At 71.6% G+C, this 18599-nt stretch carries 17 protein-coding genes; 10 read left to right on the forward strand and 7 right to left on the reverse strand.

What is annotated here, in order from left to right:
• Positions 1-57 precede the first annotated feature (57 nt).
• Positions 58-555: a YfbM family protein gene (locus K7C20_RS25105; RefSeq protein ID WP_078953507.1), complete on the reverse strand. Its 498-nt coding sequence runs from the start codon at positions 553-555 to the stop codon at positions 58-60.
• 243 nt (positions 556-798) lie between these two features.
• Between K7C20_RS25105 and K7C20_RS25110 the strand changes: the two genes are divergently transcribed.
• Together K7C20_RS25110 and lon are read left to right on the forward strand one after the other, a co-directional pair.
• Complete coding sequence (locus K7C20_RS25110; RefSeq protein ID WP_030081161.1) at positions 799-1632, forward strand: pentapeptide repeat-containing protein; 834 nt, start codon at positions 799-801, stop codon at positions 1630-1632.
• A gap of 117 nt (positions 1633-1749) precedes the next feature.
• On the forward strand, positions 1750-4158 hold the full coding sequence (gene lon, locus K7C20_RS25115; RefSeq protein ID WP_053210100.1) for an endopeptidase La: 2409 nt from the start codon (positions 1750-1752) through the stop codon (positions 4156-4158).
• Positions 4159-4236: 78 nt separating this feature from the next.
• On the opposite strand, the gene K7C20_RS25120 is transcribed toward lon, so the two are convergent.
• On the reverse strand, positions 4237-5097 hold the full coding sequence (locus K7C20_RS25120; protein ID WP_030081165.1) for a lysozyme: 861 nt from the start codon (positions 5095-5097) through the stop codon (positions 4237-4239).
• 278 nt (positions 5098-5375) lie between these two features.
• Here K7C20_RS25120 and K7C20_RS25125 point away from each other — a divergent pair, with 278 nt between their 5' ends.
• Entirely contained in the window at positions 5376-5879 is a 504-nt protein-coding gene (locus K7C20_RS25125; RefSeq protein ID WP_030081167.1) for a MarR family winged helix-turn-helix transcriptional regulator, read from the forward strand.
• A 106-nt stretch (positions 5880-5985) separates the two neighbouring features.
• On the opposite strand, the gene K7C20_RS25130 is transcribed toward K7C20_RS25125, so the two are convergent.
• Complete coding sequence (locus K7C20_RS25130; RefSeq protein WP_030081169.1) at positions 5986-6831, reverse strand: hypothetical protein; 846 nt, start codon at positions 6829-6831, stop codon at positions 5986-5988.
• A gap of 619 nt (positions 6832-7450) precedes the next feature.
• Between K7C20_RS25130 and K7C20_RS25135 the strand changes: the two genes are divergently transcribed.
• From K7C20_RS25135 to K7C20_RS25155, 5 genes are all read left to right on the forward strand, one after another.
• The gene (locus K7C20_RS25135; RefSeq protein WP_053210101.1) at positions 7451-10429 is read left to right on the forward strand and encodes a sensor histidine kinase; all 2979 of its coding nucleotides are present in this window, start codon (positions 7451-7453) and stop codon (positions 10427-10429) included.
• Positions 10426-10920, forward strand: coding sequence for a roadblock/LC7 domain-containing protein (locus tag K7C20_RS25140; RefSeq protein WP_030081172.1), 495 nt, complete (start codon positions 10426-10428; stop codon positions 10918-10920). Before K7C20_RS25135 ends, K7C20_RS25140 begins: the two co-directional genes overlap by 4 nt.
• Positions 10921-10993: 73 nt before the next feature.
• Positions 10994-11395 (forward strand): DUF742 domain-containing protein, encoded by a 402-nt coding sequence (locus K7C20_RS25145; RefSeq protein WP_030081174.1) that lies wholly within the window; start codon positions 10994-10996, stop codon positions 11393-11395.
• Between the two features lie 37 nt (positions 11396-11432).
• Entirely contained in the window at positions 11433-12050 is a 618-nt protein-coding gene (locus K7C20_RS25150; RefSeq protein WP_030081176.1) for a GTP-binding protein, read from the forward strand.
• A 117-nt stretch (positions 12051-12167) separates the two neighbouring features.
• Entirely contained in the window at positions 12168-13421 is a 1254-nt protein-coding gene (locus K7C20_RS25155) for a styrene monooxygenase/indole monooxygenase family protein (protein ID WP_030081178.1), read from the forward strand.
• 160 nt (positions 13422-13581) lie between these two features.
• Here K7C20_RS25155 and K7C20_RS25160 read toward each other — a convergent pair whose 3' ends face one another.
• From K7C20_RS25160 to K7C20_RS25170, 3 genes are all read right to left on the reverse strand, one after another.
• Positions 13582-13848, reverse strand: coding sequence for a hypothetical protein (locus K7C20_RS25160; protein ID WP_030081180.1), 267 nt, complete (start codon positions 13846-13848; stop codon positions 13582-13584).
• A gap of 36 nt (positions 13849-13884) precedes the next feature.
• Positions 13885-14625 carry a TetR/AcrR family transcriptional regulator gene (locus K7C20_RS25165; RefSeq protein WP_048829418.1) on the reverse strand — a complete coding sequence of 247 codons (741 nt, stop codon included), beginning with the start codon at positions 14623-14625 and terminating at the stop codon, positions 13885-13887.
• Positions 14626-14698: 73 nt separating this feature from the next.
• Positions 14699-15646, reverse strand: a complete 948-nt coding sequence (locus K7C20_RS25170) for an AurF N-oxygenase family protein (protein ID WP_030081183.1) — start codon at positions 15644-15646, stop codon at positions 14699-14701.
• 175 nt (positions 15647-15821) lie between these two features.
• Between K7C20_RS25170 and K7C20_RS25175 the strand changes: the two genes are divergently transcribed.
• Positions 15822-16931, forward strand: a complete 1110-nt coding sequence (locus tag K7C20_RS25175; protein WP_030081185.1) for a ferritin-like domain-containing protein — start codon at positions 15822-15824, stop codon at positions 16929-16931.
• Between the two features lie 71 nt (positions 16932-17002).
• On the opposite strand, the gene K7C20_RS25180 is transcribed toward K7C20_RS25175, so the two are convergent.
• Positions 17003-17911: an alpha/beta fold hydrolase gene (locus K7C20_RS25180; protein ID WP_030081187.1), complete on the reverse strand. Its 909-nt coding sequence runs from the start codon at positions 17909-17911 to the stop codon at positions 17003-17005.
• A gap of 140 nt (positions 17912-18051) precedes the next feature.
• Between K7C20_RS25180 and K7C20_RS25185 the strand changes: the two genes are divergently transcribed.
• A complete protein-coding gene (locus K7C20_RS25185; RefSeq protein ID WP_030081189.1) occupies positions 18052-18513 on the forward strand; it encodes a MarR family winged helix-turn-helix transcriptional regulator in 462 nt (153 codons plus the stop codon).
• Positions 18514-18599: the final 86 nt, after the last annotated feature.

The raw sequence follows: 18599 nt of genomic DNA on the forward strand, positions 1-18599 counted from the left end.
TGTGAGGGGGGATGCGGCGGGGCTTTCCGTGCGGCCCGGCCGGACCGCGTCGCGCCGCTATCCGAGCCACATCAGCATGCCGTCCCCCTGGTCCGCCGCCGCGCGGAAGAACGGCCGCAGCAGCTCGTAATGCTCGCTCACATAGTCCAGGGGCTCGCCCCGCTCCCAGACGATCGTCGGGTACACCTCCGCCTTGGCGAGGTCCTCCGGGCCGACGCCCGCCGTCAGGCGGTCACCGGATATCTCCGCCAGCGCCCCGGCGGCGGCCCGCACCTGCTCCGGGGTGAGGTAGCGGGGCGGACCGTAGCCCCAGTCGTCGGCATCCGGGACGGCCTCCTCGCCATGGACGATGTCCACCGGGAAGGACGCCCTGCGCAGCAGGAATCCGAGGGCGTCCCAGGCCTTGTCGATGTCCAGGCAGCGCGCCAGCGCGGGCTGCGGGCACTCGGCGGCTTCCGTCTCCATCCGCCCGCCGACCAGCGCCAGCGCCCACTCGGGGTCCCCGAGGGCACGGTCGAGTTCGGCAGGAGTGACACGTGCGTACTCTCCGATCATGCTCATGGTCCCGAGGCTAGGGGCGGGCACTGACAACTCCCGGCGTCCGACGGCCCGATGCCCTCCCGCAGCGAGCGAATCCGGCCAGGGAGGGTGGGCCTCCGCGGCCTGGGAGAATGGGGGCTCGTTCCGAGCGCGGTCCAGGGCGCGTCTTTCGGATCACCCCGGGCCCGCGGCTGATCCGGGCCGATCCACACGTCACGCCCTGGCGCGGTGCTCGCCGGCCGCAGGAGTGCACGCATCTTGTCCCCAGACCGCAAGCAATCGATTCCGGACACCGTCGATCTCGGGCTCCAGTCCGACTGCGGGAGCTGTTTCGGGCTCTGCTGTGTCGCGCTGCCGTTCGCCGCCTCGGCGGACTTCGCGATCGACAAGGACGCGGGGCGCCCCTGCCCGAACCTTCAAACGGACTTCCGCTGCGGCATCCACAGCGGCCTCCGCACGCGGGGCTTCTCCGGCTGCACCGTCTTCGACTGCTTCGGCGCCGGCCAGAAGGTCTCCCAGGTCACCTTCGGCGGACAGGACTGGCGGCAGGCCCCGGGTACCGCCCGGCAGATGTTCGACGTCTTCCCCGTCATGCGGCAGCTGCACGAACTCCTCTGGTACCTGGCCGAGGCGCTGACCCTGCCGGCGGCCCGCCCGGTACACGCCGACCTGCGCACCGCGCTGGAGAAGACCGAGCAATTCACCCGCGGCAGCGCCCAGGAGCTCACGGAGCTCGACGTCCCGGCCCACCGGGGCGAGGTCAACGCCCTGCTGCTGCGCACCAGCGAACTCGTACGGGCCAAGGTGCCGGGCCGCAAGAAGGAGCGGCGGGGCGCCGATCTCATGGGGGCCCGCCTCAAGGGCGCCGACCTCCGGGGCGCCAACCTCCGCGGGGCCTACCTCATCGCCGCCGGCCTCACGGGTGCCGACCTGCGCACGGCGGACCTGATCGGTGCCGATCTGCGGGACGCGGACCTGGGCGGCGCCGACCTCACCGGCGCCCTCTTCCTCACCCAGTCACAGCTCAACGCGGCCAAGGGCGACGCCGGCACCAGGCTGCCGGCGGCCCTGTCCCGGCCCGCCCACTGGTAGCGCGCCGCCTTCGATCGCTGACAGCCGATCGCTGACAGCGAACGCACGCGGGGGAACATCTTCCGGCCCGGCTGCATTGAGTGGGTAAAGCTCAACTTGTTTGCCGAAGGGGAGATCATGGCTTCGACGTCCACATCGCTCACTCTGCCCGTGCTGCCCCTCGATGACGAGGTCGTGCTCCCCGGCATGGTGGTGCCCCTGGACCTGTCCGACACGGACGTGCGGGCAGCGGTGGAGGCCGCGCAGGCCGCCGCCACCTCGGGTAACAAGCCGCGGGTGCTGCTCGTTCCCCGCGTCGACGGGACGTACGCCGGCATCGGCACGCTCGGGCGGATCGAGCAGGTCGGGCGGCTGTCCGACGGCGACCCCGGGGCGCTGATCCGGGGCCTGGGCCGGGTACGGATCGGTTCCGGCACGACCGGGCCCGGAGCCGCCCTCTGGGTGGAGGGCACGACCGTCGAGGAGACCGTCCCCGACCCGCTGCCCGGCGCGGTGGCCGAACTCGTCACGGAGTACAAGGCGCTGGCCACCAGCTGGCTGCGCAAGCGGGGTGCCTGGCAGGTCGTCGACCGCGTCCAGCAGATCGAGGACGTGCCGACGCTGGCCGACAACTCCGGCTACTCGCCGTTCCTGACCACCGAACAGAAGGTCCAGCTGCTGGAGACCGTCGATCCGGTCGCCCGGCTGAAGGCCGCCACCGAGGCGCTGCGCGAGCACCTCGCCGAGCAGGATGTCGCCGAATCCATCGCCAAGGACGTCCAGGAAGGCGTCGACAAGCAGCAGCGGGAGTTCCTGCTGCGGCGGCAGCTGGAGGCGGTCCGCAAGGAACTCGCCGGGCTCAACGGCGACCCGGAGGACGAGGGCGACGACTACCGCGCCCGGGTCGAGGCCGCCGATCTGCCCGAGGACGTCCGCAAGGCCGCCCTCAAGGAGGTCGACAAGCTGGAGCGGTCCAGTGACCAGAACCCCGAGGGGTCCTGGATCCGCACCTGGCTGGACACCGTCCTGGAACTGCCGTGGAACGAACGGACCGAGGACGCCTACGACATCGCCGGCGCCAAGGAGATCCTGGACGCCGACCACTCCGGCCTGGAGGACGTCAAGGAGCGGATCACCGAATACCTGGCCGTCCGCAAGCGGCGGGCCGAGCGCGGGCTCGGCCTGGTCGGCGGCCGCCGCGGAGGCGCCGTACTGGCGCTCGTCGGGCCGCCCGGTGTCGGCAAGACCTCGCTCGGTGAGTCCGTCGCACGGGCCATGGGACGCAAGTTCGTCCGGGTCGCGCTCGGCGGCGTCCGGGACGAGGCGGAGATCCGCGGCCACCGCCGGACGTATGTCGGCGCGCTGCCGGGCCGGATCGTACGTGCCATCAAGGAAGCCGGGTCGATGAACCCGGTGGTGCTGCTCGACGAGATCGACAAGGTGGGCTCCGACTTCCGGGGCGACCCGGCAGCCGCCCTCCTGGAGGTCCTGGACCCGGCGCAGAACCACACCTTCCGCGACCACTACCTGGAGGTCGAACTCGACCTCAGCGATGTGGTCTTCCTGGCCACCGCCAACGTCCTCGAAGCCATCCCCGAGCCGCTGCTCGACCGGATGGAGCTGGTCCGGCTGGACGGCTACACCGAGGACGAGAAGGTCGTCATCGCCCGGGACCACCTGCTGCCGCGCCAGCTGGAGCGGGCCGGTCTGGAGCCCGGCGAGGTCACTCTGGAGGACGACGCACTGCGCAAGCTGGCGGGCGAGTACACCCGCGAGGCGGGCGTACGGAATCTGGAGCGCGCGGTCGTCAGGCTGCTGCGCAAGGTGGCCGCACAGCACGAACTGGGGCAGCAGGAGCTGCCGTTCACGGTCGGTGCGGAGCAGCTGCGCCCGCTGATCGGGCGGCCGCACCACACCCCCGAGTCGGCGCAGGACCCGGCCGTGCGGCGCACCGCCGTGCCCGGTGTGGTCACCGGCCTCGCGGTCACCGGCGCCGGCGGCGATGTGCTCTACGTGGAGGCCTCGCTCGCCGATCCGGAGACCGGGGCGTCCGGACTCCAGCTGACCGGCCAGCTCGGCGACGTCATGAAGGAGTCCGCACACATCGCGCTGTCCTTCCTGCGCTCCCACGGCGCGGAACTGGAGCTTCCGGTCGCCGACCTGAAGGAGCGCGGTGTGCATCTGCACGTACCGGCGGGCGCGGTCCCCAAGGACGGGCCGAGCGCGGGCGTGACGATGACGACGGCACTGGCCTCGCTGCTGTCGGGCCGGCAGGTCCGGCCGGACGTGGCGATGACCGGCGAGGTCTCGCTGACCGGGCGGGTGCTGCCGATCGGCGGCGTGAAGCAGAAGCTGCTGGCGGCACACCGGGCGGGGATCACCACCGTGGTCATCCCCCAGCGCAATGAACCGGACCTGGACGATGTGCCGGCCGAGATCCTCGAAGCCCTGGAGGTCCACCCGGTCGCGGACGTCCGCCAGGTGCTGGAGCTGGCGCTGACCCCGGCGTCGAACGGGGCCGCGCCCGAGGTGCCGGTCGCGGCGTGACGGCAACGGCGGCCGGTCCGGCTCCCGCAGAGGGCCGGGCCGGCCGCCGCGTGGCAGACGGGACTTCGAAGGCGGGCGCTAGCCGTTGGCGAGTGCCCGGAGGCGGTCCAGCGCGCCGTTGAAGCGGTTGTGGTCACCGACCGTCGGGCCGGCCGAGGTGTACTGCCAGATGGTGTGGAAGCCCCAGCCGGCCGGGAGCTCGCCGACCGAGGAGCCGTAGCGCGGTACCCACAGCGGGTTGACGGAGCCGAAGGCGGCGGAGTTGCCGGTGCACTGCTTCCACCAGCTCGTGGAGGTGTAGATGACGGCATCGCGGCCGGTACGGGCCTTGTAGGTGGCGAACCAGTCCTTCATCCAGTTGACCAGTCCGGCCGCGCTCAGCCCGTAACAGGTCGCCCCGTAGGGGTTGTACTCCATGTCGAGCGCGCCGGGCAGCGTCCTGCCGTCCTTCGACCAGCCGCCGCCGTGGTTGACGAAGTAGGTGGCCTGGGCGGCACCGCTGGAGGTGTTGGGCGTGGCGAAGTGGTACGCGCCGCGGATCATCCCGGCGTTGTACGAGCCGTTGTACTGCTGCGCGAAGTAGGGGTTGGTGTAGCTGGTGGACTCCGTCGCCTTCACATAGGCGAAGCGGACGCCGCTGTTCCAGAGCGTCGGCCAGGCCACATTGCCGTTGTGGCTGCTGACGTCCACGCCCTCGACGGACGCGGCGAGCGAGGAGGCCGGCGGTGCGGTGCCGGCCGCGGTGCCTTCGTGCCGGGCGATCTGGGAACCGGCCCAGTCCTGGCCGGGGTGGGTGGGCTCCGGTGCGTGCCGGTTGGCCGCGGCGCCGGCGGTGCCCGGCAGCCCGAGGAGGAGGGAGAGGACCGCGAGAAGGACCCCGGCCACGCTCGCGAGGGAGCGTGCGGGGCGGTGGGGGGAGCCGGATCTGAGCACGGACATACGTGCCTCCGAAGATCTCGGTGGATGACCTGAGGGGGGAGGAGCTGACGGCATGGCGCAGGCGTGGGGACACGGAAGTGCGACGTGCATGACGCGCGGCGGAACCGCTGACAGCCGGGGGCCGCTTGGTATGGCCATGCCAGAAATGACGATACGCGCGTAGAACGACGTGACAAAAGAGGGTCACGGGGCTGCCGTTGGTCTAATCCTGCGAAATACTGGCCGAGCTGCGGCTTCTGCCGCCGATGGCGGAAACTTTCAGGTGAGGGAAAGCGGGAATGGGCGCTGACGTGCACGACACCGGAGCCGACGGTTCGACGGCGGACGGCGAACCGATTGGTGTGGACCACGTATTTCTCGCCCTGGAACGCGAATTGGCGGTATTTCTCCGCCGGGCCCGTGCCTCTTCCGGCGAATTGGCACGAGAGGTGCATCCCGATCTGGAACCCGCCGCATACGGCCTCCTCGTCCGGCTGGCCGACGCCGGCACCCAGCGGGCCACCGACCTCGCCGGCTTCTTCGGCGTAGGCAAGGCCACGATGAGCCGTCAGCTGCACGCCCTGGAGAAGCTCGGACTCGTCGCCCGTGAGCCGGACCCGGCGGACGGCCGCGCGGTCCTGGTGCGCATCACCGACGAGGGCCGCGAGCGCTTCACCCGCGTTCGCACCGGCCGCCGCGCCCAGTACGCCCGCCGTCTCGCCTCCTGGGACCGCGCCGAGGTCGCCGAACTGGCCCGTCTGCTGCACCGGCTGAACGCGGAGCAGGAGGGGGACGAGGTGTAGGGGCACCCGGCAGGGCGCAGCGGCCGGCGCCGTACCGGCCCCGGACCCGCGCCGCCGTGGTGCCGTTCCGTCGCGGCGGGAGAATTTCTCCGCCCGCCGGTGATTGTCACGGAGCCACAAAAATCACCGCCGCGTCATCCCGCGCCTTGCCGCGCGGATACGCCGTCCCCGCCGGGTCCGCCGCCTCCGACGCCCGCACCCGGTCGATCAGCGCCTGGGGGCCCTGTGCGGCCACCAGGGCCACGCAGTCGGCCCAGGAGCCCTCGTGGAAGACCTCCGCCCAGCGGCTCGCCCCGTCACTGAGCGCCGTCAGGGAGCGCAGGCCGGAGCGCGGGGTGCTGCCGGACACCGCACGGGCGGCCACCGCCGGGTCGGCGGCCGCGGTGAAGAACCCGCCCTCCGCATTGCGCAGCGCCTCGACCGCGCGGACGTACTTCCGGACCGCGGCGGCCCGTTCCGCCGAGCCGCGCGGCAGCGCCCGTACGGCGGCGCGCCGTTCCCGGACCGCAGGGGGCATATCGTCCAGCCGCGGGTCGAGCACCGGGTGCACCGAGCCGTCCGGCCGTTCCAGGAGGAGCACCGAATCGGACAGGACGAGGTGTTCGACCGTGTCCCCGGACCACCGTGCGGCGACCACGGTTGCCTGCGGAGTGCGAGGGTGAGAAAGGTCACAGGTCGCCCGATGGATATCAGCCGTCCGGGAGATGGCCGCGGCGAGAACCTCAGGGAGTGTCATATCCCGGTGTGAAACCGACAGTTCCAGCATTGCGCCCCCGAGCCGCGCGGTGAACCACGGCACCGGGTGGACGCAGCCGTAGTCCCCCTCGGGAGGGGTCACGCCGTCCAGCAGGACGAGAGCGCCGCCCTGGCCGGAGGCCGGCAGGGCGACCGATGCGTAGTCCTCGTTTGGGCGTTGGGGGTCGCCCGGCTCGGTGGCGAGTTCGATGCGCATGGCCGTAAGTCTGCCGGAGGCCCCGCTCCCGCCCCCGGTGACGGGCGGTCGCGGCGGCGCCGGAGGGCGGCCGGGCGGCGGCGTACCGGAGGTAAGGACCGCGGGGCCGGCGGCATGCGGGCGCGCATCTTTCCAGGAGCGGTCCGCATCTCCAAACCCGTTCGGGGTTGCGCAAGGGTGCGGCCGAAAACATCGGCGCACGGAAGTTGATGGCCAAACTCCGATTGATGTTCACTCCTTCAGGTGGCCGGGCATGTGTTGCCGAGCCACTGCGCGGCGCCGGTGGAATGGTCGTTGCCCGGATCATGGGGTGAGGCCAGGACGTTCGTTGTGACGCGCAGAGCCGGGCTGTTTCCCCTCGCGGAAGTGTGTGCTGCTGCGGTCTTCGCGCAGGTCCGCCCCGTGAGCGGAGAGCGAGCCGGGTCCGCGACGCCGGATGGCGTGGACAGGCGAGACAGGAATGCGAGCAGCGGTGCGGAAGATGCGGCTTCGAGGCGGCGCAAGGAAGCCGGGATCACCGGCCGGTTCGGTCTCGGGACCGACCACGGGCTCGGGTCCTGGTAAGGGACCGGGCAGGACGGAGGGCGGCGAGGACCGCCCGGGAGGGCGTCCCGCGCGGGTGCGCAACCGACTCGTCGGAGCGGTGGCCGTTGTTGCCGCCGCCGTGCTGGGCGCCGGTGCCCCCGGGCTGATGGCCACGGCCGACAACGCCACCAACAGCCAGCAACTGGTCGGCCTCGCCGAGCTGAACGCCCGCGCCATCGCACTGGCGCACTCCCTCGCCGACGAACGCGACGGTATGACCGCATACGTCGCCACGGGACGCGGCAGCCATACGGCCGCGGGGCTGGGCAACGCCGCCACCAACGCCGCGCGGGCCGACGACGCCAAGGTCTCCACGGCCCAGCGCGCCCGCGTGGACCGGCAGATCGACGAGCTGCGCACCGAGGCCCGGGACGGCTCGGGCGGCACCGCCGCGTACAAGGCCGCGGCCAAGCTGCTGGACACGCTCCCGCAAACCCGTCAAAAGGCGCTGTCCGGGGCCGGATCGGCCGAGCAGATCCATAGCGCCTATACCCAGGCCCTCCAGGCACTCGGTGCGATCGGCGACGACATCGCCCGTGGACTGCCCGCCCGCGCGGACTCCTCCGGAGCCGACACCCGCGCGCTGCCCGCCCTCGGCCGCGCCGTCGAACAGGCCGCCGACACCCGTGCCCTGCTGCTCGCCGGGCTCAAGGCGGGCGGCAGTCAGCCCCGGCTGACGGCCCTCGCCCAGGTCTCCCATCTGCGCGAACAGGGCGCGCTGGGGGACTTCCAGCAGGCCGCGAGCCAGGGCGCCCGGGACCGTTATGTCCGTACCGTCAACGGCGCGGACGTCAACACCGCCGAGCGCTATCTGACCCGGCTGACCGACCAGCCCCGTCTGGACGCCACCGATCTGCGGCTCAACCGCCGGCGGGTCGAGGAGACCCTCACCAGCCGCATCTCGCTGATCCGCGGCGTCGAATCCGCCATGGCCACCGCCGACATCCAGCGCCTCGGCGTGCTGCGCGACGACGAGGTCACCGAGCTGGAGATCCGCATCGGCCTGGAGGGGCTGTGCCTGCTGCTGGCCGTCGGCGCCGGCATCTGGGCCGCCCGCTCCCTGACCCAGCCGCTCGCCGCGCTGCGGATCGGCGCCAGGCGGCTGGCCGCCGACCCCGCGCACGAGGAGCCCATCACCTACAAGGGCCGCAACGACGAATTCGCCACCGCCGTGCAGTCCGTCAACGCGCTGCACGCCCAGGTCGGCGAGCTGGCGCGGCGCACCGCCGAACTGGAGGGCGAGCGCAAGCGGCTGGTCGGCGGCCGGCAGCGGCTGGTCGCCGAGCGCGAGGTGCTCCAGGAGCAGGGCGAGGCGCTCCAGGAGGAGATCGCCGATCTCACCGAGCGGCTGGCGGCCCTGCACGCCGGTGTGCACGGCCGGTTCGTCAACCTCTCGCTGCGCACCCTCGGCCTCGTGGAGCGCCAGCTCGGGGTCATCGAGTCGCTGGAGGAGAGCGAGCACGACCCGGAGCGGCTGGAAACCCTCTTCAAGCTGGACCACTTCGCCGCGCGGATGCGCCGCAACAGCGAGAACCTCCTCGTCCTGGCGGGCGCGGAGCAGTACGGCACCAACCACCAGGGCCCGGTACCGCTGCTGGACGTGATGCGCGCCGCGATCAGCGAGATCGAGCGCTACGAGCGGGTGCGCATCCAGTCGCTGCCGCCGCACTCCCAGGTCGCCGGTTTCGCCGCCGACGACATCAGCCACCTGGTCGCCGAACTGCTGGAGAACGCCACCGCGTTCTCGCCGCCGGACGCCCATGTCGAGCTGTCCGGCTGGCTGCTGGAGAGCGGCGAGGTCATGCTCTCGGTCCAGGACGAGGGCATAGGAATGACCTCGGAGCGGATGGCCGAGCTCAACGAGCGGCTGACGGACGTCGAAGCCGCCTCCTCCTCCGAGACCGTCGACGAGGCCCTGGGCCTGGGTCTGTACGTGGTGGTGCGGCTGGCCGCCCGGCACGGTGTCCGGGTCCAGCTGCGGGACGCCAAGCAGGGCGGCGTCACTGCCGTCATCGTGCTGCCCGGCTCGATCCTGCCCACCCGCCCCGCCCCGACGGGCTCCCCGGCCGGTGCGCCCCGGGACGTGGCGCACACCCCCGTGCTGCCCGGCTCGGTCGCCGAGGCGAACTCCAACGCACTGCCGACACGGGCGGCCCGCAGCAACCCGGCAGCGGTGGGCGGCACTCCCGCCCCCGCCGCGATCCCGGCCCAGGAGACCGGCCAGGGCCCGTCCCAGGACGCCGCCGCGCCCGCCGCGCCGCCCGCCGGCCACGGAGCCGCACCGGGTTCCGCACCCGACGGCACCCCGGACGCGGACCCGGCCGCCGCCGACCCGCTCGTCGCCGCCGCGGAGCGCGCGATCGACGCGGCCGGCCTCGGCGTCCCGGCACCGGGCGACGCGCAGCCGGCCGGCCCCACCACGCACTCCGGGTCCGAACCGAGCCCGTACGGCCCGCAGTCGCCCGGCCCCTACGCCGCCACCACCAGTGGCACCGGCGAGCACCTCAGGACCGAGGACGACATCCGCCCGGCCGCGGACCCGGCGGCCGCCGGCAGCGGCCGGCATGCCGCTTCGGACCCCGAGCCCGCCGGCGCGCCCTCGTCCGACCCGTACGCCATCGGCCCGGACGAGCACATGCGCGCCGGGACGGGCGCGGCACCCACCGACGCGGCACCCGCTGCCGCGTCCCCGGCCGAGGCACCGGCCGACCCACAGACCGCCGCCGCCCCGTCCGCGGGGGAGCGGCGGACGACCTCCATGGGGCTGCCCAAGCGCACCCCCAAGGTCGTGGCGCAGCAAGAGGCGCCGGCCGCTCCGCGCAAGAGGGGTGCGGCCAACGCCGAGGCGCTGCGGCGCAGGCTCGGCGGATTTCAGTCGGGAGCGCGAGACGGCCGGCGCGAGGTCGAAGCCGAGATCGCGGAACGTACAGCGGAGCTGACCATCCCACAGACGGACACCGACGGAGCGGGGGCCCCGGGAGAGAGCCACGTTGTCGAGGAGGCACGCGATTGAAGGCGCAAGCGCCCACTGCTTACGGTCAAGGACTGAGCAGTCAGGCTCAAAATCTGCATTGGCTGCTGACCAACCTGGTCGAAGAGGTGCCCGGCATCCGCTCGGTCGCGGTGGTCTCCTCCGACGGCCTGTTGCTGCTGTCCTCCGACCCGGACCGGGCGGAAGAAGCGGCACGGCCGGGCGGGAGTGACGGTCCGCGCGGCTCCAGCGCCGACCTGGCCACCATCGTCTCCGGGCTCGGCAGCCTCACCAACGGTGCCGCGAAGCTGATGGACGGCGGGGCGGTCAAGCAGACGATGATCACGATGGACGAGGGAAGTCTGTTCGTCATGTCGATCAGCGACGGTTCGCTGCTCGGGGTGCATGCCACTCCGGATTGCGATATGAGCGTCATCGCCTACCACATGGCGCTGTTCGTCGGCCGGGCCGGCCACGTCCTCACCCCCGAACTCCGCAGTGAATTGCGCAAGTCGATGGAGAGCGCCCAGTGAACGAACGTAGTGAGCGAGCCCTTGAGAGGTGCGCGTCGCGCGCGTGCGAGGGCGGGCGAAGCGAGGTTTCGGCATGAGCAGCACCCGCAAACTCCCGGTACGCGGCGGGGACCGGAAACCCTCGCGCGTGCGGCCGTACTCGCTCACCGGCGGCCGGACCCGCTTCGGCCATGTCCTGCTCGTCGAGACGTTCGTGGCCGCGCTGGAGGCGCCCGAGGAGCGGCGTGAGCTGACGTCCGGCGGCTGGGGCGACCGCGTGATGCCGGAGATGCGCGCGATCGTCGAGCTGTGCCGCCGGATGCGCTCGGTCGCGGAGATCTCCGCGCTCCTCAAGATGCCGCTGGGCGTGGTCCGCGTACTGCTCAGCGACCTCGCCGACCAGGGAAAGATTCGCGTCTACGGCACCGGGCACGGCTCCGGCCGGCCCGACCGCGCGCTGCTCGAAAGGGTGCTGAGTGGACTTCACAGGCTCTGACACGATATCGGCCGGGCCGACGGCGACCCCCGGTTCCGTGAGCCCGTCCGACCCGGTGGCCACGGCCACCGACGCGGGGCTGCAGAGCTGGCAGACCGACCGTTCGCGGGCGCCGATCGCCACGAAGATCGTGGTGGCGGGCGGCTTCGGCGTCGGCAAGACCACGTTCGTCGGATCGGTCTCGGAGATCACCCCGCTCCAGACCGAGGCGGTGATGACACAGGCCAGCGCGGACACGGACGATCTGACCGCCACCCCGGAGAAGACCACGACCACGGTCGCGATGGACTTCGGGCGGATCACCCTCGACCAGGAGCTGGTGCTGTACCTGTTCGGCACGCCCGGACAGCAGCGCTTCTGGTTCATGTGGGACGACCTGGTGCGCGGTGCGATCGGCGCGATCGTGATGGCCGACACCCGGCGCCTGGAGGACTGTTTCCCGGCACTGGACTACTTCGAGAGCTGCGGGCTGCCGTACGTCGTCGCGGTCAACCACTTCGAGGGCACCGAGGCCTTCGCCGTCGAGCATGTGCGCGACGCGCTGACCGTGCCGCCGCGCGTGCCCGTTGTGATCATGGACGCGCGGAAGCGGGCCACGGTGATCGAGTCGCTGCTCGCGCTGGTCGGCCACGCCCTGGAGACCACGCCCGAGTAACCGGCCCCTGTACGGGGGTCCCGGCCCCTAGGGGCCGCCCCCTCACCCCCTCGCAGGGGCCGCCCCGCACCCCCCACTTCACCCCGAACACCAGCAGTAGCAGAGAAGAGTGCCGCCATGCGGAAAATACTCATCGTGGGAGCCGGCCAGTCCGGTCTCCAGCTCGCCCTCGGCCTCCAGACCCAGGGCTATGACGTCACCCTCATGTCCAACCGCACCGCGGACGAGATCCGCGCCGGCCGGGTCATGTCGACGCAGTGCATGTTCGACACCGCGCTCCAGCACGAGCGCGACCTCCAGATCAATTTCTGGGAGAACCAGGCCCCGCGCATCGAGGGCCTCGGCGTCTCGGTCGCCGCCCCCGGCAGCCACGAGTCGCCCGAGGGCTCGCAGCGCGCCATCGACTGGGTCGGCAAGCTGGACGGCTACGCCCAGTCCGTCGACCAGCGGGTGAAGATGGCCGGCTGGATGGAGACCTTCGCCCAGCGCGGCGGCCAGCTCGTCATCCACGGCGTTGCCGTCTCCGACCTGGACTTCTTCGCGAGCCGCTACGACCTGACACTGGTCTCGGCCGGCAAGGGCGAGCTGGTGTCGATGTTCGGCCGGGACGCCTCCCGTTCCCCGTACGACGCTCCGCAGCGCGCGCTCGCCGTCTCCTACGTCCACGGCATGGGCCCGCGCCCCGAGCACCCCGAGTTCGATGCGGTCCGCTGCAACCTGGTGCCCGGTGTCGGCGAGCTGTTCGTCATGCCGACCCTCACCAACTCCGGCCGCGCCGACATCCTCTTCTGGGAGGGCATCCCCGGCGGCCCGCTGGACGTCTTCCAGGGCGTCAAGGACCCCAACGAGCACCTCGCCCTGACGCTGGAGCTGATGGAGAAGTTCCTGCCCTGGGAGTACGCCCGCTCCACCAAGGTCGAACTGACCGACGCCAACGGCACGCTGGCCGGCCGCTACGCCCCCACCGTGCGCAACCCCATCGGCCGGCTGCCCTCCGGCGGTCTGGTCCTCGGCGTCGCCGATGTCGTGGTCGCCAACGACCCGATCACCGGCCAGGGCTCCAACTCGGCCTCCAAGTGTGCCGCCTCCTACCTGGCCTCCATCGTCGAGCGCGGTGACCAGCCCTTCGACGCGGACTGGATGCAGACCGCCTTCGACCGCTACTGGAACACCGCCCAGCACGTCACCAAGTGGACGAACGCGATGCTGGCGCCGCCGCCGGAGCACATCCTGAACCTCATCGGCGCGGCCGGCCAGCTGCAGCCCGTCGCCGACCGCTTCGCCAACGGCTTCAACGACCCGTCCGACTTCGAGAACTTCTTCTACGACCCGGAGAAGACGAACGCGTACCTGGCTTCTCTGACGGGCTGAAAACCGCCTGCGGCGGGGGCTTGTCTCCCCACGTGGTCGGGTGCGCCGCCGTGTCCGGTCCTCCCCGCCTTCGGCGGGGAGGGTGGGCTTTTCGGGCTGCCGCCGCGGACGGTTCCACGAGGCTCGGGCTCGACGAGTGCCGGGCTCGACGAGTGTGGGCTCAACTAGGCTTGCGCCAGGGCCACTTGAGGCCGGTGCCCGGTGTCTTGCCCGCGGGGTCGTACTCGTACTTCCAGCCGCTCGGCAGGCCCAGGCGTCCCACCCGCCCGGGGACGCGCCGGTAGACATGCACCGTCGGCGGCCGGTCGTCGTCGTGCGGTACCGGGACCTCGTACGTCTTCGGCGGCTGGCCGGTCATGCCGACCAGTACGGGCAGTACCCGGCCGTCCAGCGGGCCGCCGACGAAGAGGGTGTTCTCGCTTCTCACGCCCTCAGTGTCACACCACCACGGCCGGGCGGCCGGTCACAGCAGATGCGCGGCGTCGCTCACGACGGGCAGGATGCGGCGGGCCAGCTCGCCGGCCGGGCCGTCGGCGGTCTCCAGCTTCAGCGCCGCCCGGGTCACCCGCGCGGTCTGCGGGTCCGTGGCCGCGGTCGCGGTCAGCAGTGCGACGAAGTGGTCGACCAGCCAGTCCCGCAGTTCGTCGAGGGCGGGCTGCTTGTCCTCGTCGAGCCAGATCAGCGAGGCGGCCTCGACGGCGGTGATCCACATGCGGACGGTCATCCGCAGCCGCAGGCCCGGCTCGGGCTCGCCCAGATGCCGCAGGATCTGGTCGGCCGCGGCGCGCCGCACCTCGTCCACGATCGCGGTCGTACGGGTGGTCTCCACGACGCTGCCGCCCTGGAGCAGTGCGCTGAACCCCGCGTCGTGCTCGTCGACGAAGGCCAGATAGCGGTCCAGTGCGCGCGACAGCCGCCGGGTGAGCGGACCGCTCTCCGGCTCGGCGAAGCAGCGCTCCAGGATGTCGGCCGCGCTGCGCAGCGCGGCCTCGTACAACTGCTGCTTGCCGCCGGGGAAGTAGCGGTAGACCAGCGGCCGCGAGACCCCGGCGGCGAGGGCGACATCGTCCAGGGAGACATCCTCGGGCGCGCGCTGGGCGAACAGGTTCAGCGCGGCGGTGAGGAGTTGGCTGCGGCGCTGCTCGACGCTCAGCCTGCGGTAGGCGGGTCGGGGTACTGCTGGGGCGGTGCCGCTGCCGTTCATGAACAGCAGCGTAACCGCCCCGGGTTCCGCCTCGTACAGGTGCTCGGGGCCTGCGGGGCTCATGCCGCCCGCTTCAGGCCAGCAGTCCCGAGCTGCGCCACAACCTGCGGCCCATCCCGCGCAGTACGCCGATCTCGTCCAGGAAATCGGTCAGCTTCCGGGCGCCGGACTGCATCACCTCGCGGCGGTGGCCGCTGGCCTTGACCTGGGCGACGGCCTCGCGCTTGGCCAGGCCCACATTGCTGTAGACGTCCGGATTGACGAAGGCGACGGAGAAGACCCGGGCCGCTTCGCCGGAGCTGATACGGGTCAGCTCCTGCTCCCAGCGCGGCGCGGTGACCATCTGGCGCCGCAGCTCCTCGCGGGCGTAGCGCACATGCCGGGCCTCCTCGACGACGTGGATACGGGTCACCCCGCGCACGAGGGTCTGCACCCGCTCGTCGGGGAACGTCAGCCGTTGCATCCAGTCGAGGATCTCCTCGCCGAGCAGGGTGCAGGCGAACGAGCCCGGAGTGGTGGAGATGGTCTTGAGGACGCGGGCGAGGTTGTGGTTGAGCCGGGAGACCGGGTACGCCGGTGCGCCGCCCTTCTGGATCATGCGCGCGAACATCTTGGAGTGCCGGCACTCGTCGGCTATCTCGGTGAGGGCGTAGCGGACGTGCGCGCTGGTCACCGGCTTGTCGTAGATGTGCCGCACGAGCAGCTGCATCAGGATGATCTCGAACCAGATGCCCAGCGAGGCGAGCGAGGCGGCCTCGTGGCGGGCGAGGTCCTGCTGATGCTCCGTCGACATCTTCTTCCACAGCGGGGTGTCGTAGAGCGAGACCAGCTCCGGCGGCCAGAACCACTTGCCCTCTTCGAGGGGCGCGTCCCAGTCGAGTTCGGTGTCGGGGTCGAAGGAGTGCTTGGCGGAGGAGTCGAGCAACCGCTCGGCGACCTGTTCCCGGTCCTTGAGCAGACCGAGGGCGTCCCGCAGGACTTCGGTGTCCGTCACGGTCATTGCGGTGGGCGCGCTCGTCATGGCTGTGGCTACCTCGCTAGTGGGTCAGGGCCTGCCCGCGGTCATCTCTTATGAGACTGCGTGTCAGCAAGGACGTCAATCCCCTGTGCACGACTTATTGACCCGTCGGTAAGAAGCGTGTGAGCCTGCCAACGACCGCCCATGACAAGGCGTTTGGTGAGCCGAGGAGGCGTCCGTGTCGATCCGAGATCTCTATGTGCAGGACCCAGGCGACCGCGTGTGGAAGGTGCCCGCGTCCGGTGCGGCACGCTTCAGCTGGGACTACGACGACGGACGCGACCGGCTGCTGGCCCTCTACCAGAAGGGCAAGGACAAGCAGTGGGACGCCACCCTGCGGATCGACTGGGGCCAGGAGGTCGACCCTCACGATCCGCTCGGCACCCCCGACGAGTCCATGTCCCTGTACGGCACCAAGTACTGGGACAAAATGACCGAGAAGGACCGCGGCGAACTGCGTCAGCACTACACCTCCTGGCAGTTCAGCCAGTTTCTGCACGGCGAACAGGGCGCCATGGTCTGTGCGGCACGGATCGTCGAAGCCGTCCCCGACCTCGACGCGAAGTTCTACTCCGCCACCCAGACCATGGACGAGGCGCGGCACGCCGAGATATACAGCCGCTTCCTCCAGGAGAAGATCGGGATGCTCTACCCGGTCAACGACAATCTCCAGGCACTGCTCTCCGACACTCTCAAGGATTCCCGCTGGGACATGCCGTACCTCGGCATGCAGGTGCTGATCGAGGGCCTGGCGCTGGCCGCCTTCGGCATGATCCGCGACACCACCACCAAGCCGCTGCCGAAGCAGATCCTCGCGTACGTCATGCAGGACGAGGCGCGCCATGTCGCCTTCGGCCGCATGGCCCTGCGCGACTACTACAAGCAGCTCACCGACGCCGAACTGCGCGAACGCGAGGAGTTCGTCATCGAGGGCTGCTATTTGATGCGCGACCGCCTGCGCGGCCTGGAAGTCCTGGAGAACTTCGGCATACCGCACGACGAAGCCGCCGAATTCACCGAGAACTCCGAATTCCTGCACCTCTTCCGCAAGCTGCTCTTCAGCCGGATCGTGCCCTGTGTGAAGGACATCGGCCTGTGGGGCGAGCGCCTCCAGCGCGCCTATGTGGACATGGGCGTCTTCGAGATGGGCGACTCGAACCTCGATCTGCTGATGGCCCAGGACGAGGAGCTCGCCGAACAGCTCGACGCGGAGCGCTTCGCGGCCGAGGAGGAGGCCCGTACGGCGGAGGTCGCGGCCGCCATCGCGGAGGGCTCCGGCGGGGACTGAGCGCAGCCGGAGCGGACTGAGCGCGGAGCGGACCACCGGGCCGCCGGACGCCGCCGCATGGAGGCCCCCGGTCAGGGACACAGGAAGCCGAGCACCTGGCGGCCGAGCTCGTCGGGGTGGCTGTACGGCAGGGAGTGGTGGCCGACGCCCGGCACGGTCCCGGTCCGTACGCCCGGCGTCCCTGCGGCCCGTGCGGCGACCCGCCGCAGGTCGTGCGCCCGGCTGTGCTCCGCCAGCAGCACCAACGTCGGTACCGGCGCTCCCGCCGTCCCCGTGACGTCCGGGCGCGGCCCCGTGATCACTTTCGCGGCGCGGAACTCGGCGGCGCCCAGGCCCATCAGTCGCACCAGTTCCGGTGCGGGCGGCGTGCCCCGCGTCTCCCACGCCAGGAACCGCCGGGTGCTCCGCTCGCCGGGCCGTACGAACAGCGGCAGCGCACGCAGCAGGTACGACGGCCGGTACCCGGCGAAACACTGGGTCGGATCGAGCAGCACCAGCCGCTCCACCCTCACCCGGCGCCGTCCGGAGCAGCGGGCGCTCCCGCCGGCGGCATGCACCGCGTAACTCAGCGCGAGCCAGCCGCCGTACGAGTGCCCGAGCAGGGTGGCCGACTCCAGGCCGAGCCCGTCGAGCACGCCGTCGAGCCAGGCGAACAGATCCTCCGGCCGCCGCAGCGGACGCCCGGCGTGCACGCTGAGCCCCGGCGCGCCGATCTGGTCCACGGCATGGACCCGGTGCGTACGGGCGAGCGCGGCGGCATGGGCGTACCAGATGGCCGAGGTCGTGCCTCCGCCGTGCAGCAGTACCAGCGGCGGGGCGTCGGCAGGACCGCAGACGGTGACCCGGGTGCTGCCGAACTCCGATGCCAGATCGAGCCGTTCCACCGGAACCGGCCACAGCGCCATGGCCTGCTCATAGGCGTCACGGAAGGCGGCGGTGGGGCCGGACCCGGGAGCGTGCGGAGAGATGTCTGCTGTCATGGTGCACCTCCGGAACGAGAACGAGCGGCGAACGAGGCGCGGCCACTCGCCTCGTTCGTCAAGTATCTCGCTCAGCGAGGTAATAATGCGGGAGTCCGGGAAAGAACTCCACGAGCCCGGATGGAGAGAGGCGACGGCGCATGGCGGATCGGCAGGAACCGGGCGCACCGGAGGGGATGGACCTGGTCCATCTGCTGCGTGAGGTGACCTTGCGACTCGACCTCGCGGGAGCGCAGTTCGCGGGCCGCAACGGTCTGCACCCCACCGACCTCCGGGCCCTGATCAGCCTGCTGGACGCGGCCCGCGCCGGCGACGAGTCGACCCCCGGCCGGCTCGGTGAGCGGCTGGGCCTGAACTCCGCCGGCACCACGGCACTCATCGACCGCCTGGAGCGGCTCGGCCTGATCCGGCGGGTCCGCGACACCCGTGACCGGCGCCGTGTCCTGCTGGAGGTCGACGCGCGTGCGGTCGCCCTGGGCCAGTCGTTCTTCGGCCCGCTGATCGACCGCACGATCGCCCTGCTCGCCACTTTCGAGGCCGGGGAACAGGCGGCGATCCGGCGGTTCCTGAGCGGAGTGCGGGACACGGTCGGGGAGGCGTAGGGGCGCCCGCCGCAACCTCCGCGGCGCAAGCCCGGGAAGCGGACCGGCCCCTGGGGGCTACCGCCTGCCGGACCGGTCCCTGGGGG

It is taken from the genome of Streptomyces decoyicus (genome assembly GCF_019880305.1).
GTDB classification, from domain to species: domain Bacteria; phylum Actinomycetota; class Actinomycetes; order Streptomycetales; family Streptomycetaceae; genus Streptomyces; species Streptomyces decoyicus.